Below are 14,593 nucleotides of genomic sequence, written 5' to 3'. Positions count from 1 at the left end.
TCATCAGGGGTGCGCGGCAAGAAACGTCTCATTGCCCAAGCCGGCGGTGAGCTGATCGACATTGAACGGCTCGTCGAGGCGCGCGTGCAGCTTCTTCGGGTCGATCAGTAGGCTGATCTCGGCGGTCTGGCGGGCGAATAGCCGACCGAAACAAGGGTAGAGCCAACGCATTACGGCGCGCTCCGCAGAAGTGCGGCGCGCCACTCCCGCCGCCGCGGCGAGCGCTGCGACGTCCGCACCCGCCAGCCCGCACCGACCGAACTCGGCCACCGCGGAGTCAAAGACAACTCGCACCCGGGTCCGCAGCCGCTGCGCTTGCTGGCTGCATTGCAGGAGGTCATTGGTCGTTGATCTGCCAACTCATCGGTTTGGTCGTAGCATCGGCGCAAAGGAGAGGACATGAATGAGCAGACGCGCGCGAACCCGCGGCGGGCGCACGCACCGATGTTTGCAGGTTCTGTGTGGTACGGCGGCGGCCGTCGTCGTGGCCCTATTGAGCGCCGGGATAGCGGACGCCGATGAGGCCGGTTACCTGGACGAGTTGAGCCGCCACGGATATCTGGTGACCCCGCCGACGGGGGAGTACCTCCTGGGCAGCGGCCACGCGATGTGCAAGGAATTGGACGCCGGGCAGTCGCCGGACGACGTCGCCAAGCATTGGACCTACCCCAACGCGTCGTATCAGAACTTGCTGGACATGGCGACGGCAGCGCAAAACAACCTATGCGGTGATTAAGCGCGAATTAGTCTGCGACGACGGCGATTTCGCCGCCCAGCCGGTACGGTGCCACCAGCGGAAGGTCATCACCGCTCCAGAATCTGCCCGGGTCGAACCAGTTGGACCCCTTGTGGGTTTCGATCAGCCCCATCTCTTCGTAGGTGACCGCCACCGTTTCTGCGCAATAGGCGGACTCGAAGCTGCCCTGTCGCTGCTCGGCTCTGCGCCGTCGCGTTGATTCGCGAACATGGCTGTCCACCACGGGAATTCCGCGCACCCAGTCGTATCTGGTCGGCAGCTGACCGCGCAGCCACCGCAAGGTGAGCCGGCCCGCAGTCGGAAACGGCGTGCCGTCCATCCGGGCGACCACGCGCAGTAATCGATTCTCTTGCTCGCGGTTCGTGTCCGGCGCCAGCTGGCGCAACCAACATCGCTGGCCATAGCGCTGCAGCCACCGCTCGACTGCTTGCCGGGCGTCGTTGAGTTGCACACCGCGGTGGTTGGCGCCCGTCCAGACATCGGTCAGCTTGTCGCCCAGTTCGGCATGCCACATCAACGGCGGCAGATCCTCGATCGCCACCGTCATGCCGACATGGTTGACCGGACTGTTCGACAAGGTCTGGATCGCGCGGTCGGGTCCGGAGCGCCCACGAAACAGCCATATGTCGCCGGTCCGGGTTTCGTTCAGTGCGCGGTCCAGGGTCACCGTGTGTGTTTCCACCACCGCACCTTATGCGGATATCGTTCAACGACGCGATGCGCTCGCGAATAGCCTGTGCTGATGCGCACAATGTGGAAGTTGCTCGGGTTGGCCGGGATCGTCGGCGTGGCCGCCGGGGGAGTACTGGTGGCCCGCGACCAGCGCCGGCGGCGGGCTTATACGCCCGATGAAATCCGCGACCGGCTGCACCAGCGGCTGGCCGAAGCGGGCGATCAGCCGTAACTGTTCAAGCGGCGACGGCGTAGAGGCGGTGGGTGCCGGCGAAGCCCTTCAATTCCGCAACGCGGACGTCGTCGACACAGATGCCGCCGCAGTCGCTGACCGCGTCGCGCACGGTCTGGCTGACCAGGATCTCCCCGCCACCGGCCTGCCCGGCCACGCGCGCCGCCATCGCGACGTTACGGCCGAACAGGTCGTCGCCACGGCGCACCGATCGGCCCAGGTGGATCCCAATTCGCACCCGAATTCCGTTGCGCCTCTTGCGTTGTGCGTCTTTCTGCAGCGCGTGTTGAATGTCGACGGCGCAGCGCACCGCCTGCTCAGCCTGGGCGAAGGCAATCATGAATCCGTCGCCCTGGCTCTTCACCACATGCCCGGAGCGTTGCTTGACCAGTTTACGGACCATCTTGTCGTGCTCGCCGATCAGCTTGACCCACGCGCGGTCGCCGACCCGTTCATCGAGCGCGGTGGACTCCTCGATATCGGAGAACAGAATCGCTACCTTGCCGTCCGCAGTGACCCGGGCCAGGTCGGGGCGTTCCACCTCGGCCCAGTCGGCGAGATCTTCGATCGAGTTGCGCATCGCGGCGCCGAGCCCCTCCTTGCGGACCAGGTTCGCGGTCTGCCACACGGTCTTGACCGCCTCCCGGCCCCCCGGTCAGCAGCCAACTGCGCGGGTCGACGCGCTCCCGCAGTTCCGCGGCCTCCCGGCGACTGCGGGTGAGCGCTGCCCATAGGATGGCCAGCGCGCCGGCTTCGGCCACTGCCACGCCGGCCAGGGCGTAGACCGCGATCATCAGGGGGTCATGCATGCCAGGCATCTTTCCCGATGAGAAGCATCTGTCCTAGTAACGGGCCGAGTCCGCGGTGCCGGAATTCGGCTGTGACTTGAAAGCTCAACTGCGGGAGCGCTTTTGGCTAATCAGGCTTGGTTGGGCCCGCACGCGGTTACTTGACGCCAGGCACGCTGCGTGTTGTCGGTCCCGTAGTGTCTAGTGTTGGTGGTCGATTCTTCGTGGAGGTCTCCGATTGGCTGAATCCGGTGGTCGCGGCTCAGAGGTGCTGGTGATTTTCGGCATTACCGGCGACCTGGCTCGCAAGATGACCTTCCGCGCCCTCTACTGCCTGGAACGCCGGCTATTGCTGCAATGCCCGGTGCTGGGTGTGGCCAGCGACGATATCAGCGTCGAGGAGCTGGTCAACCGGGCCCGCAAGGCCGTCGTCGACACCGGCGAAGGCTTGGACAACAAGGTATTCGATCGGCTGGCGAACCGGTTGTCCTACTTGCACGGTGATGTCACTGACCCCGCCCTGTACGCCGAGCTGGCCAAGCGCCTCGGCTCGCGACGTGATTGCCTGTTCTACCTGGAAATGCCGCCGTCGCTGTTCGCTCCCATCGTCGAGAGCCTGGACAAGGCCGGGCTGTTAGCGCACTCCCGCGTCGCGGTGGAAAAGCCGTTCGGCCACGACCTCAAGTCTGCGTGCGAACTCAACGCGCAACTGCGCGCGGTGTTGAACGAGGACCAGATCTTTCGGGTGGACCACTTCTTGGGCAAGCAACCGGTCGTCGAACTCGAGTATTTGCGCTTCGGCAACCTGGCGCTGGCCGAGATGTGGGACCGTCACAAGATCTCGCAAATTCAGATCACCATGGCCGAGAACTTCGGCGTCGAGGACCGGGGCAGGTTCTACGACGGGGTGGGCGCCTTGCGCGACGTCGTGCAAAACCATCTGCTGCAGGTGCTCGCCGGAGTTGCGATGGAGCCGCCGGTGGGGCCGAGCGCAGACGATCTCAACGACAAGAAAGCCGACGTTTTGCGTGCGATACCGGCGCTGGACCCAGACCTTTGCGTGCGGGCTCAATACAGCGGCTATACCGACATCGACGGGGTGGCCAAGGGCTCGCAGACCGAGACCTTCGTCGCGCTGCGACTGGAGATCGACAATTGGCGCTGGGCCGGGGTGCCGATATTTTTGCGGGCGGGCAAGGCGATGGCAGAACGGGTGACCGAGGTGCGGTTGTTCACCCACCGCGTCCCCGCGTTGGCTTTCCTGCCCGACCGCAAGAAGGCCGAACCCAACCAGATCGTGCTGCGGATCGACCCCGATCCCGGACTTCGCGTGCAGTTGACCGCGCTAGACGCCGGCCGCTGGCGCGACATCCACCTGGATTCTTCGTTCATGCAAGACCTGGGCGAGCCGCTGACGCCCTACGAGCGCATACTGCATGCCGGGTTGACCGGCGACCGCCAGCTGTTCGCGCGTGAAGACAACATCGAAGAGACCTGGCGCGTCGTGCAGCCGCTTCTCGACAATCCGGGCAAGATCCACCGTTACGAAACCGGCTCGTGGGGGCCGGAAGAGGCCCGGTCGCTGCTGCGCGGTCAACACGGTTGGCACCAACCGTGGCTTCCCACCGACCACCGTGCGTCACAGTAAGGAGAACAGGACAACATGCAGCTTGGGATGATCGGACTGGGCCGGATGGGCGCGAACATCGTCCGTCGGCTGGTCGAAGACGGGCATGAATGCGTTGTGTACGACCATAATCCGGACGCGGTCAAGGCGATTGCGGAGGAGCCGAGGGCTACCGGAGTCTCCTCTCTGCAAGAGCTCGCCGAGAAGCTCGCCAAGCCGCGGGTGGTCTGGGTGATGGTGCCCGCGGGCGACATCACCACCGGGGTGATCGGCGACCTCGCCAAGACACTGGAAGCCGACGACATTGTCATCGACGGCGGTAACTCGTACTACCGCGACGATATGCGTCATGCAAAGACACTGGGCGAGAACGGGATTCGCCTCTTGGACTGCGGCACCAGCGGTGGCGTGTGGGGCCGTGAACGCGGCTACTGCTTGATGATTGGCGGCAGCGAAGACGCTTTCTCCCACGCTGAGCCGATTTTCGCCACCATCGCACCCGGCGTGGACTCAGTGCCGCGTACCCCGGGGCGAGAAGGTGAGGTCGCTCAATGCGAGAAGGGTTATCTGCACTGCGGGCCTTGTGGCGCAGGGCATTTCGTCAAGATGGTGCACAACGGCATCGAGTACGGCATGATGGCCTCGCTCGCCGAGGGGCTCAACATCCTGCGCAACGCCGACATCGGCACCCGCAGCAAGAAAGGGCAGGGCGACGCCGAGACCGCTCCGCTGACGAATCCCGAGTTCTACGAATACAACATCCCCATCCCGGAGGTCGCAGAGCTATGGCGGCGGGGCAGCGTCGTCGGCTCCTGGTTGTTGGATCTGACCGCGATCGCGCTGCACGAGGCGCCGGACCTGGCTGAATTCGCCGGCCATGTCTCCGACTCCGGTGAAGGCCGCTGGACCTCGATTGCCGCTATCGACGAGGGAGTTCCGGCGCCGGTGCTGACGTCGGCGCTGTATTCGCGGTTCGCCTCGCGCCGGCTCGACGAGTTCGCCGACAAGGCGTTGTCGGCCATGCGTAAACAGTTCGGCGGGCACGTAGAAAAGCCTGGCAGCTAGCCGTTGAGCGCACGGTAGATGAACTCGGTCAAGGTGTCGATCGCCTCATCCTCGTCGAACGCGCGACCTTTTGACTGACCGCCGAATCGGCCTTCGGAGAGTTGCCAGCGATAGCTGAACCCATCGAGCAGGCCGGCGAACATCGCCAACACCAACTCGGGCGGCCCTGGCAGGCTGCGCCCGGCTTTGGCGATCGGGTCCAGATGATCATCGAGGTGGTCGACGTTGCCGGCCATCATCGCTTCTCGGTCGGATCGCGGGGCGACGGGATACAGCCACGCACTTTGGAGGTGTTCGAAGACCTCGGCGTCATCGACGAAGTGATCTCCGCTGGCATGGCGGCGCCAGTCACTCGGTTCTATGCCGACGGCCGGGTGGTCTGGGAGGGTCGGATGGCCGAGCCGGTGGCACCGCGGTCCGACGTGCCGTATCCCAACGTGTGGTTTGTGCCGCAGTGGCGGACAGAGCAGATCCTGCGCTCGCGGCTCGCCGCGCACGGCGTGCAGGTTGGGCTCGGCGCCGGGGTGGTCGAGTTCGACCAGGACGAGGAGGGGGTAACGACGCGGCTGAACGGCGGCGAGACCGTGCGTGCGGCGTATTTGGTCGGCGCTGACGGCGGAGGCAGTACCGTCCGGCGTCAACTCGCGGTGCCGTTCGTCGGTGAAACCGACGAGGACGTCAGAATGCTGGTGACCGATGTGCGCGTCGACGGCCTGGACCATGATTACGGGCACGCCTGGATGCTCGACGGGGGCGCCTTTTTGGTTTTCACGCCGCTGGCCGGTGCTGACGACACATTCGTCGTGGCAACCCGCGCGTCCCGGATAGCGCCCACGCTCGAGGCTCTCCAGCAGACGCTTGAAGCCGCATCCGGGCGTACCGACGTCCGGCTGCACGAACTGACCTGGAGCACGATCTGGCGGCCGAATGTCCGTATGACGCAACAGTTCCGGATGGGCCGCGTCTTTTTGGCCGGTGACGCCGCGCACGTGCATCCGCCGACTGGCGGCCAGGGCCTCAACACCGGTGTGCAGGACGGCTACAACCTGGGCTGGAAGCTGGCGGCTGTGCTCGCCGGGGTGCCCGCCGAGCTGCTGGACAGCTACCAGGCCGAGCGGCTGCCGGTCGCGGCGCGGGTGCTCGGCATCAGCGCCGCGCTGCTGGAAAAGCATCTCAACAGCGCTGATGACGCGTTCGAGCGCGGCGAGGAAACTCGGCAACTGGATGTGAGTTACCGAGGTGGCCCATTGACGCTCGACGACGGCTCCAGCTGCACACTTGTCGCGGGTGATCGGGCCCCCGACGCGCCATGCCTAGACCAGGGCGGCCGGCCGGTGCGGCTGTTCAACTGCTACACCGGACCGCACTGGACACTGCTGCGATTCGGGGTGGCGGCGCCGGTCCTCGACCGTGCAGACGGGTGGTCATACCGCATCGGTAGCGATCTGGTCGACGCCGACCGCCACATCCAGGACGCTTACGACATCAAAGATGGTGCGGCGGCGCTAATTCGGCCCGATGGCTACATCGGGGCCATCACGTCACGACCGGCGGACTTGGCGGCCTACGCAGCCCGGGTTATGTCGTAACTCCCAGTCAGCGCCTCACGAACGTCACCACGACGTCGCTGAATGCGTCGTTGTCGTCGCCGGCTGCGGTGTGTCCCGCGTCGGACAGTTCGACGAACTCGGCGCCCGGCACCGTCGCCAGAAAGTTGCGCACGCCCTCCGGGCTCTCGGGCGTAGGTGTCCGCCTGACGTTACCTACAGCAGGTTTGCCAGGTTCAACTGCCCGCATCCGGCGGCAGCGGCGCGTCGGGGAACAACTGGTTGAAGGCGCCGAACATGATGCGGTCCTTGGTCTTCGCCTTGACGCCGTCGAACAGCCGGTGCAACGTCTCTTGGGTGTGGCCGAAAGTGCGCTCGATGTGCGGATAGTCCCTGCCCCACAATGTGTTTCGGTAGCCCATCGCGGTCATCGCGGCGATCGCCGAGCTGTCGTGCTGAAACGACGCATACACCTGCGAGTAGGGTCACCGCACGCTGCCGACGCTGGCGCCCGAAGCGGCGACAACGTCGGCCGTCGTTGCGGCGGTGAAGCCGCGCGTGGCGAACACATCGGTTGCCGCAGCCAGGATGCGTCGCTGGGTGTCATCGGTTCTGGCCCAGCGGCGAACGCGCGGGCGGGTAGTGCCGATCTGGGGCATGACTAGAGTTAACGCGCTCGCCGAAAAGACTGGAATGCAGTTCTGGAAAAATTGGGCACGTGCGTTGGACGTTACCGACGCGCCGAACAGGAGCAAAAATGGCAGACGATGCTGCTACCTCCGGTGGGGAGCCTGACGTCGTATACCTTCGCCCGCTGCAATCCCATACCCAGGTTGAGCGGATCGCGATGGTGGTCGGCCTGGTGACGGGTGTGCTGCTGGCGGGGCTGGTCGGCTGGCTGGGTTTCACTGCGTATGAGGCGCACAATCTCGAGGCGCAGCGCAATCTTTTCGTGCAATCGGCTCGCGACGCCGCGGAAGACCTCCTCACGGTGGACTATCGGCATGCCGACGCCGATGCCCAGCGGATCCTGGACTCGGCGACCGGCAAGTTTCATGACAGCTTCGCGCGCCGAAAGCAGTCATACGTCGACAACGCCCAGCGGATGCGGTCGAAGCTGGTAGCCACCGCCACCGACGCCGGTCTGGAATCGCGAAACGGTGATCAGGGCAAGGTGTTGGTAGCGGTGACGGTCCGCTCGTCGGATCCCGCGCAGGCGCAGCAGGAGCCGCACTTCTGGCGGCTGCGGGTCACTGTGAAGAAGATGGGCGATGTCGCCAAGGTCTCCGACGTGGTGTTCGTCTCATGACGCAACCAAGAGGCGTCGACTGGTCGCGCGTACTGGTCTACGGCTTGCTTCCTGCCCTGGCGTTGCTGCTGACGATCGCCGCGGGTCTGCTCAAGTGGAACGACTCGTCGGTTCGTGATATCGACCTTGCTCGCAGCCAATCGGTGGCGGCGGCAAGGGATTCCACGGTCGCGTTGCTGTCGTTCCGGTTCGACACGCTGGATCGGGACGTGGCGGCCGTTCGCGAGCGGTTGACCGGCAATTTTCTCGACACCTACACGCACCGGACGCAGGAGGAGCTCATCCCGAATGCGAAAGAACGACGGCTCTCCGCGACGGCCAACGTTCCCGGGGCGGCGTGCGAATCGGCTACGCAAAATCATGCGATAGTGCTGGTGTTCGTCAACCAGACGGTCAAGATCGGTGACTCCGCGCCGGCCGATGCCGACTCCAGCTTCCGGGTGACGCTGGACAAAGTCGGCGACCGCTGGCTGGTTTCCGGCTTCGACCAGTTGTAAGGATCAGATGATGACGGGACACCGCTGGATTAGTGTGCACGCTCCCGCGGTGGAGTTGAAGGCCCTGGCGTGGGGGCCGCCCGACGGCCCGGTCGCGCTGTGCCTGCATGGGTTTCCCGATACCGCTTACGGCTGGCGAAATTTCGCGCCGCGACTCGCCGAGGCAGGCTGGCAGGTGGTGGCACCGTTCATGCGCGGCTATGCGCCGTCATCGATACCGTCCGATGGCAGTTATCACATCGGGGCGTTGATGGATGACGCGCTGCAGGTGCGTTCGGCGGCCGGTGGCACCGACCGCGACGTGCTGATCGGACACGACTGCCGCAACACCCGCCCGCCGATGCGCTACGCCGAACTGCACCAGCACTGGACGTCGCCGCCAGCGCTGCCGACCCTGTACTTACACGGACGCGACGACGGGTGCATGACAGCGGCTTTCACGCATTGGATGATCCCACGGGTAATGCCGGAAGGCAGCGACGTCGCCATCGTCGAAAGTGCCGGACACTTCCTGCAACTCGACCAGCCGGAGCGCACTGCCGACTTGGTGCTGGGGTTCGTCGGCGCAGCCGGTTAGCGGCCGCCTCGGTCCCACGGATCGCCGTCTTCATCCTTGGGCTACCTGGGCTCGCGGTTTTCCGCGATGGCTGCCACACTCAACCATGACTGTAAATCCGTTCTGTCCGATTTTCGCCGCCTGGGCAGTGGTACTGGTAGCGGCAGGCGTCGCTCACGCTGACACACCGGATGCCCAGTTTTTGGCGTCGCTGTCGAATGACGGAATGAACGTCGGCCCATCGGATCGGTTGATCGCCATCGCGCATGAACGGTGCGACAACGATGGTCTTTCTCGCGCCGACGTGTATAACTTTCGATTCGGCGGGCGCCCAAGCCCATTCAGGGTCGCCATGTCGAAGATCGCCGCCGAGCTGCAAGCTCAGGGTTTGACGACGGCGCAGGTGCGGCCGTTCATGCAAGATGCCATCACCGTGTATTGCCCCGGTGCGACGAATTGACATGTCCGCGCGCGGTCGACGATGTCCGCAGTCGAGCCCAGCCTTGCCGAGCCCTGACCGTCCGCGTCGAAGACGGTTCGCCGTTGACCTATCCGAGCTGGGCGCCGGCGGCCCTCGAGCCCGAGCGGACGACCCGCAGCCACATCCGGCGCTGTCACCGGCAATGGGACTCGTTCACGGCGTGCACGGCATCGGCGAGACGATCGCGATCAGCGTCCACGCCGCCGAATCCGCGGTTGGTGACGTCGACGAGCACCTTATTCGGCTCGACGCCGAGCTGTAACGAAAGCTATGGAGTGTAACCAGATTTGGCTTCCGACTCGCGGGTCAGGCCGGCCGCGAGGATTAGCTCCTCGTGCAGTTCGAACCACACGGTGTGATAGGAGTCGATGAGCGGTCGAGACAGCCAAGCCGTGTCGCCGGCGTGGACGTTGTCCAGCGCCGCTTGCAGTTTGGTCGAATAGCGGCCCAGCCGCGGCAACTGTGCAGCCGCCGCGGAGATGATCGGCGTCACCCGATGGTGCACGTCATCGAGGCGAGCCAGCACCGCGGCGTCGTAATCGGCGTCGTCGTGTGCGTTGGGCTGCCCGTCCTTGACCTGCCAATCGGTGACCAGCGCTTTGAATTCGGCGTTGACGCGACGGAATTCGGCGTAGGCGGAAGTCAGTGCCGTCGTGTCGATCTGCTGGCGTTCGGCGGCCAGCAACTCGCCCAGCCGGATCCGCCCCTCGGGGCTGAGCCGCAGCACGTTGCCGTCGACCAGTAACCCTGATCGGGTCAGCTCGTCAACGGTGGCGGCCAGGTCGTCGGCGTCTTCGCCGAGCGTCGCGGTCAAATCATCGAGGCGCGCCCGACCTTTCAGCCGGACCGCTTGCAACACGGTCAGCTCGCTCACGTGTCCTCGCGCAGTCGCAGTGCGGCCAGCATTGCCAGCAGCGGGCGGGCGGACACCACATCGCTGTGGTCGCTGGCCATGGCGGCGCGCACCGCGCCATCGGAATGGCTTACCAGTCGTGGGTAGTCGCCGCCGGCATGAGCACGTAGCGGGCTGATGCGTCGGGCGATCTCGGCCAGCTCGCGTAGTTCTGGAGTGTCATCTTCGGACCAGGCGGTCAACTGCAGCCTCCCGTCGCGCACTTCGCCTTCGGTGCCGTCGACGGTGACCAGCTTGCCGGCCAGAGATTTGGCGATTCCGCGGCCGCAGCCCACCACGGCCACTCGGCCGAGCTCACGGCTGACCACGGCCGCATGGCTGGTGGCACCGCCGGTTTCGGTGACGACGCCGCGCGCAACCAGCATGCCGTGAATGTCGTCGGGGCTGGTGTGGTTGCGCACCAAGATGACATCCTCGCCGCGGTCGGCCGCATCAACCGCGGCGTCCACTTCGGTGTAGGCCCGCCCTGAGACCACGCCGGGCCCGGCCGGTAAGCCTTTTGCCAAAAGTGTCGAAGTCGAGCGGTGTTCTGGTTGCAGCGATGGCCGTAGTAACGCCTCCAGGTGGGCAGGCGTCACCCGGCGCAGTGTCTCGGCATCGTCGATAAGACCGTCACCGCGCAGTTGCAACGCCAGGCGCACCGCGGCCTGCGCCGACCGCTTCGCGGGCCGTGTCTGCAGCAGCCACAGCGTCGCGTGCTCAATGGTGAACTCGATCTCTTGCACATCGGAGGTGAGCCGCTCCAACGAGCGGGCGGCGGCGATCAGTTCGTCGTAGACAGCTTGCTGCTGGTCGCGCAGCGCGGTGATCGGTTCGACGTCGACCGTGCCGGATACCACGTCACCCCCTTGGCCTCCTGGCAACCACTCCCCGAAGGCCTCGTTGGCGCCGGTCATCGGGTTTCGCGAAAAGACAACGCCGGCACCGGAACTGGTGTTGACGTTGCCGAAGACCATGGCCTGCACCACCGCCGCGGTGCCGCGTCGGTCGTCGAGTCCATGATGGGCGCGATAAGCGGCGGCGCGCGGCGAGCCCCACGACGCGAACACAGCCTCGACCGCTGCGCGCAGTTGTAGATACGGGTCGGCAGGCGCGTCGCGGCCGACCGGCGACTCGATGAACCGACGACGGGTGTCGCGGGCGAATCCGGCGGTGCGCTCTGCCGCCAACGCCTGCTCGACGGCGTCGTTGATCCCGAGATCCAGCACCGTGTCCATCATCCCGGGCATCGACACCGCCGCCCCGGAACGCACGCTCACCAGCAGCGGATGCGGTCCGCGTCCGAACGTGCGCGACGTCGCCGCCTCCAGCCCGCGCATTCCGTCGAGCACGTCATCCCAGATCGCGTCGATCGTCGCCTCGGGTTCGCTGAGGTAGCGCGCGCCCACCTCGGCGGTGATGCAGAACGCGGGCGGCACCGGCAGGCCGTTGCGGCGCATCATGTCGATGCCATGCCCCTTGTGGCCCAGAATTTTCGGTGGGTAGTTGGCGTCGCCGTTCAGCACTAACACCGAAGGTGCAGAAGGGGAAGCCATCAGGATGCTCAGGATTCGCCGCGCGACAGGCCGAACGCGAAATTGGTGCCGAATCCGCCGCGCAACGCGAGGTGGATCCACAGCAGCGCGTACGGCTCCAGCAGCGGGGCCAGCGTCAGATCGCCGGCGTCGACGGTTTCGAAGCCCAGCTCGCTGACCAGCGTCGCGGTCACTGCGACGTCATGGCCGCGGTCGCGCCATGCGGTACCACGCGTGCGCCCGACGTTGCCGGCGCCGATGATGGCGATCGTGATGTGCCTGCTCCTTTGCGGTTTGTTTGCCGGTGGGACGATACCTCGGCCCCTCCGTGCCCACCCGATGATCTAGGTTGGCGTCTATGACTGCCTATGATGTCGGGTTGCTGATCCTGCGGGTGGTGCTGGGGTTGACGCTCGCAGCTCATGGCTACAACAAGTTCTTCGGCGGTGGACGGATACCCGGGACGGCGCGCTGGTTCGAAAGCATTGGCATGAAGAACGGCAAGTTTCAGGCCGTCGCCGCGGCGAGCACCGAAGTGAGCGCGGGTCTGGGGCTGGCGGCGGGGCTTCTGACGCCGATCCCGGCCGCGGGCTTTGTTGGGCTGATGTTCGTCGCCGCGTGGACCGCGCACCGGCCCAACGGCTTTTTCATCGTCAAGGAGGGCTGGGAGTACAACCTGGTGCTGGCCGCCAGCGCAGTCGCGGTGGCCACGATCGGCCCCGGTCAGTACAGCCTGGACTGGCTGATCTTCGGGTACAACTGGCGCAACGGCTGGCACGGTCTGCTGATCTCGCTGCTGCTGGGCTTGGGCGGCGGGGTCGGTCAGCTGTTGCTCTTCTACCGCCCGCCGGTCAAACAGGCACAGTAGCCGCTGTCGTTTCGCGGGCCAGCACTTCCGCGGCGGCGCGCTCCCCGGTGCGGATGGCGCCTGGTAGAGCACCCACAGCAACGACACCTCTGATGCAGCCGAGGTGTAGGGGCCGGCCAGCGCAATGCCCAGCATGTCGCGGGCCTGCTGCGACAAGATGTTCTTGTCCAACCATGCCGCCAAACTGATCTGGTCCCACTCGGCGGCCTTGCGGGCCTGCCAGGGGCTTGCAGCGCAATCGATCGGCACATCTGCCGCATTTTGATCAACCCGACCCCGAGGTTCATCGTCGCCCAAGGGCTTACCGTCCACGGGATCGCGCCGGCGTGGCGGTGCTGCTTGCCGCCGACCCGGTCCGGGCTTCCAGCAGCACGACCGGGCGACCGGCTTGCTTTAGCCGCAGGGCGGCGGTCAAACCGGCGAATCCCGCATCGACAACGCAATAGTCGACATCTGTCATGGCTGATCTCAGCAGCAAGCTACACCGATTGCCGGCGTGGGGTGGGCGAATAGGGCAGGCCGCTGCCGGTGTTCTCGTCGACGACGACACGCCCGCCGAGATAGGGAAATGCCCGCTGCGGGCACGACGACCGGTTGCAGATCTTGCAGCCGGCCCCGATCGGCGCCGCGGTGCCCGGATGGTCCGGCGCGATTCCGCCTGCGTAGACCAGTTTGTCGGCGTGCACCAAGTCGCAACCCAAGCCGACGGCAAAGCTTTTATGCTGGCCCAGATAACCCTGCTCTGCCACCCAGCGTCTCGCGGCGGGAGATTTCGTCTTCTGGCTCAGCAGGCGCTCGGGTGTGACTGGCAGTACGGTGTGGTCCCCGGGAAGCGATACCGGTTGGCGGCCACCCATCGGTAGATGGTTTCCTCGATGAAGCGCATACCGGGAATCCGATAGGTTACCAGCGGGATTCGCGTCCCGAGCGCGGCCGATAACGCAGCGTTGGCGGCCCGCGCGCCGGAGTAGACAGCGCCGGAAGAATCCAGCCATCGGACCGATTCCATCAGGGTCGTTGGTGCGATACCGAGTCGCTGTGCGGCCCCGGGAGTTTGCAGAGCCTCGGTCTGCAGCTTTCCTATTCGATCCAACTTCAGCAGCAAATCCCGGGAGCGAGTGCATATTCCGCAGGCCCCGTCGAAGAACAGGGTTCCCGCCGTTTCGGTGTTCATCGTGCGACACCCTACCGCGGGCGCAGTGGAAGTACCGACGCCTCGCCGACCGACCGGCGTGCGCGGATACCGGCGATCGCGAACACAATCGCGGTGCCGATCTCGGTCAGGGACATGATCCTGGGCGCCAAACTCGTGTGCCTGGTGATCTGGCTGGGCGCAGCAACATCCAAGCTGAACAAGCACTTCCCGTTCGTCATCTCCTTCAACACTCACGGTCGGGCCCTGTTCACCTTGGCCCACCGCGCGATGGCCGATCAGAACGAAGACGACTACGTGCTCACCGACGGCGAGCGACTCTGCGGCACCGCAATCGGATGGAATTTCGGCGACGGGCACTTCAGCAACGAGCAGCTGGTTGCCGCGCTGCAGAAGCGCTGTCACTTCGAGCCGGGCGAGGTGCGCGTGGTGATGCTCGACGCCCAGCCGATCCATAAGCAGACCCAACAGTACCGGCTGGTCGACGCGGCTACCGGTGAATTCGAGCGCGGCGACGTGCGCGTCGCGGACATGGTGACGCGCCAGCCCTGGGCCCACGACGTGCCGGTCCATGTGCTCGCCGAAGGGCTGGACTCGCGCCGAGCGTGAAACTG

The 14,593-nt window shown here is 65.5% G+C and carries 19 protein-coding genes and 6 pseudogenes; 12 read left to right on the top strand and 13 right to left on the bottom strand.

Going from position 1 to position 14,593, the window contains the following annotated elements:
• Nucleotides 1-3: 3 nt before the first annotated feature.
• Nucleotides 4-201 (bottom strand): annotated as a pseudogene (locus tag M5I08_RS20365) (hypothetical protein); the annotation flags it as partial.
• A gap of 202 nt (nucleotides 202-403) precedes the next feature.
• Between M5I08_RS20365 and M5I08_RS20360 the strand changes: the two are divergent.
• Nucleotides 404-736 carry a DUF732 domain-containing protein gene (locus M5I08_RS20360; protein ID WP_219068060.1) on the top strand — a complete coding sequence of 111 codons (333 nt, stop codon included), beginning with the start codon at nucleotides 404-406 and terminating at the stop codon, nucleotides 734-736.
• 7 nt (nucleotides 737-743) lie between these two features.
• Here M5I08_RS20360 and M5I08_RS20355 read toward each other — a convergent pair whose 3' ends face one another.
• Complete coding sequence (locus M5I08_RS20355; protein ID WP_370328661.1) at nucleotides 744-1,424, bottom strand: guanylate cyclase; 681 nt, start codon at nucleotides 1,422-1,424, stop codon at nucleotides 744-746.
• A gap of 75 nt (nucleotides 1,425-1,499) precedes the next feature.
• On the opposite strand from M5I08_RS20355, the gene M5I08_RS20350 reads away from it, so the two are divergent.
• Nucleotides 1,500-1,661: a hypothetical protein gene (locus M5I08_RS20350; protein WP_219068062.1), complete on the top strand. Its 162-nt coding sequence runs from the start codon at nucleotides 1,500-1,502 to the stop codon at nucleotides 1,659-1,661.
• 4 nt (nucleotides 1,662-1,665) lie between these two features.
• Here M5I08_RS20350 and M5I08_RS20345 read toward each other — a convergent pair.
• Nucleotides 1,666-2,479: pseudogene (locus tag M5I08_RS20345) on the bottom strand (adenylate/guanylate cyclase domain-containing protein).
• A 208-nt stretch (nucleotides 2,480-2,687) separates the two neighbouring features.
• Here M5I08_RS20345 and M5I08_RS20340 point away from each other — a divergent pair.
• A complete protein-coding gene (locus M5I08_RS20340; protein ID WP_219068063.1) occupies nucleotides 2,688-4,097 on the top strand; it encodes a glucose-6-phosphate dehydrogenase in 1,410 nt (469 codons plus the stop codon).
• Between the two features lie 15 nt (nucleotides 4,098-4,112).
• Entirely contained in the window at nucleotides 4,113-5,141 is a 1,029-nt protein-coding gene (gnd, locus tag M5I08_RS20335) for a phosphogluconate dehydrogenase (NAD(+)-dependent, decarboxylating) (protein ID WP_219068064.1), read from the top strand.
• On the opposite strand, the gene M5I08_RS20330 is transcribed toward gnd, so the two are convergent.
• Nucleotides 5,138-5,377 (bottom strand): hypothetical protein, encoded by a 240-nt coding sequence (locus M5I08_RS20330; RefSeq protein ID WP_249762931.1) that lies wholly within the window; start codon nucleotides 5,375-5,377, stop codon nucleotides 5,138-5,140. The genes gnd and M5I08_RS20330 overlap by 4 nt on opposite strands.
• Between M5I08_RS20330 and M5I08_RS20325 the strand changes: the two genes are divergently transcribed.
• Nucleotides 5,357-6,730 carry an FAD-dependent monooxygenase gene (locus M5I08_RS20325; RefSeq protein WP_219068066.1) on the top strand — a complete coding sequence of 458 codons (1,374 nt, stop codon included), beginning with the start codon at nucleotides 5,357-5,359 and terminating at the stop codon, nucleotides 6,728-6,730. The genes M5I08_RS20330 and M5I08_RS20325 overlap by 21 nt on opposite strands.
• A gap of 7 nt (nucleotides 6,731-6,737) precedes the next feature.
• On the opposite strand, the pseudogene M5I08_RS20320 reads toward M5I08_RS20325, so the two are convergent.
• From M5I08_RS20320 to M5I08_RS20310, 3 genes and pseudogenes are all read right to left on the bottom strand, one after another.
• Nucleotides 6,738-6,875, bottom strand: a pseudogene (locus tag M5I08_RS20320) (alpha/beta fold hydrolase); the annotation flags it as partial.
• A gap of 49 nt (nucleotides 6,876-6,924) precedes the next feature.
• Complete coding sequence (locus tag M5I08_RS20315; protein WP_219068067.1) at nucleotides 6,925-7,161, bottom strand: hypothetical protein; 237 nt, start codon at nucleotides 7,159-7,161, stop codon at nucleotides 6,925-6,927.
• Nucleotides 7,162-7,173: 12 nt separating this feature from the next.
• Complete coding sequence (locus tag M5I08_RS20310) at nucleotides 7,174-7,347, bottom strand: TetR family transcriptional regulator (RefSeq protein ID WP_219068068.1); 174 nt, start codon at nucleotides 7,345-7,347, stop codon at nucleotides 7,174-7,176.
• A 98-nt stretch (nucleotides 7,348-7,445) separates the two neighbouring features.
• On the opposite strand from M5I08_RS20310, the gene M5I08_RS20305 reads away from it, so the two are divergent.
• The 5 genes and pseudogenes from M5I08_RS20305 to M5I08_RS20285 form a co-directional block, all read left to right on the top strand.
• Nucleotides 7,446-7,997 carry an Rv1363c family protein gene (locus M5I08_RS20305; RefSeq protein WP_249762930.1) on the top strand — a complete coding sequence of 184 codons (552 nt, stop codon included), beginning with the start codon at nucleotides 7,446-7,448 and terminating at the stop codon, nucleotides 7,995-7,997.
• Nucleotides 7,994-8,494: an Rv1363c family protein gene (locus M5I08_RS20300; RefSeq protein ID WP_219068069.1), complete on the top strand. Its 501-nt coding sequence runs from the start codon at nucleotides 7,994-7,996 to the stop codon at nucleotides 8,492-8,494. Before M5I08_RS20305 ends, M5I08_RS20300 begins: the two co-directional genes overlap by 4 nt.
• A gap of 10 nt (nucleotides 8,495-8,504) precedes the next feature.
• A complete protein-coding gene (locus M5I08_RS20295) occupies nucleotides 8,505-9,071 on the top strand; it encodes an alpha/beta fold hydrolase (RefSeq protein WP_219068070.1) in 567 nt (188 codons plus the stop codon).
• A gap of 85 nt (nucleotides 9,072-9,156) precedes the next feature.
• On the top strand, nucleotides 9,157-9,510 hold the full coding sequence (locus M5I08_RS20290; RefSeq protein ID WP_219068071.1) for a DUF732 domain-containing protein: 354 nt from the start codon (nucleotides 9,157-9,159) through the stop codon (nucleotides 9,508-9,510).
• A gap of 142 nt (nucleotides 9,511-9,652) precedes the next feature.
• Nucleotides 9,653-9,793, top strand: a pseudogene (locus M5I08_RS20285) (DUF1298 domain-containing protein); the annotation flags it as partial.
• Between the two features lie 6 nt (nucleotides 9,794-9,799).
• Here the strand turns inward: M5I08_RS20285 and M5I08_RS20280 are convergent.
• From M5I08_RS20280 to M5I08_RS20270, 3 genes are read right to left on the bottom strand one after another with little or no spacing between them, the layout of a single operon-like run.
• Nucleotides 9,800-10,405 (bottom strand): MarR family transcriptional regulator, encoded by a 606-nt coding sequence (locus tag M5I08_RS20280; protein WP_219068072.1) that lies wholly within the window; start codon nucleotides 10,403-10,405, stop codon nucleotides 9,800-9,802.
• Entirely contained in the window at nucleotides 10,402-11,979 is a 1,578-nt protein-coding gene (locus M5I08_RS20275; protein WP_370328517.1) for a pyruvate, phosphate dikinase, read from the bottom strand. The genes M5I08_RS20280 and M5I08_RS20275 overlap by 4 nt, the downstream gene beginning before the upstream one ends.
• Nucleotides 11,980-11,987: 8 nt before the next feature.
• Nucleotides 11,988-12,152, bottom strand: coding sequence for an NAD(P)-binding domain-containing protein (locus tag M5I08_RS20270; protein ID WP_219068073.1), 165 nt, complete (start codon nucleotides 12,150-12,152; stop codon nucleotides 11,988-11,990).
• A 164-nt stretch (nucleotides 12,153-12,316) separates the two neighbouring features.
• On the opposite strand from M5I08_RS20270, the gene M5I08_RS20265 reads away from it, so the two are divergent.
• On the top strand, nucleotides 12,317-12,826 hold the full coding sequence (locus tag M5I08_RS20265; protein WP_219068074.1) for a DoxX family protein: 510 nt from the start codon (nucleotides 12,317-12,319) through the stop codon (nucleotides 12,824-12,826).
• 42 nt (nucleotides 12,827-12,868) lie between these two features.
• Here M5I08_RS20265 and M5I08_RS20260 read toward each other — a convergent pair.
• The 3 genes and pseudogenes from M5I08_RS20260 to M5I08_RS20250 form a co-directional block, all read right to left on the bottom strand.
• Nucleotides 12,869-13,286: pseudogene (locus M5I08_RS20260) on the bottom strand (FAD-dependent oxidoreductase); the annotation flags it as partial.
• A 19-nt stretch (nucleotides 13,287-13,305) separates the two neighbouring features.
• On the bottom strand, nucleotides 13,306-13,575 hold the full coding sequence (locus M5I08_RS20255) for a short-chain fatty acyl-CoA regulator family protein (protein WP_370328516.1): 270 nt from the start codon (nucleotides 13,573-13,575) through the stop codon (nucleotides 13,306-13,308).
• A gap of 35 nt (nucleotides 13,576-13,610) precedes the next feature.
• On the bottom strand, nucleotides 13,611-14,000 hold the full coding sequence (locus tag M5I08_RS20250; RefSeq protein ID WP_249762929.1) for a thiol-disulfide oxidoreductase DCC family protein: 390 nt from the start codon (nucleotides 13,998-14,000) through the stop codon (nucleotides 13,611-13,613).
• Nucleotides 14,001-14,060: 60 nt separating this feature from the next.
• Here M5I08_RS20250 and M5I08_RS20245 point away from each other — a divergent pair.
• Nucleotides 14,061-14,588, top strand: a pseudogene (locus tag M5I08_RS20245) (DUF3556 domain-containing protein); the annotation flags it as partial.
• Nucleotides 14,589-14,593: the final 5 nt, after the last annotated feature.

Source organism: Candidatus Mycobacterium methanotrophicum, from assembly GCF_023515995.1.
Lineage (GTDB): Bacteria > Actinomycetota > Actinomycetes > Mycobacteriales > Mycobacteriaceae > Mycobacterium > Mycobacterium methanotrophicum.
The sequence above is the reverse complement of the archived record's forward strand: the minus strand, read 5'-3'. Positions and strand labels throughout refer to the sequence as shown.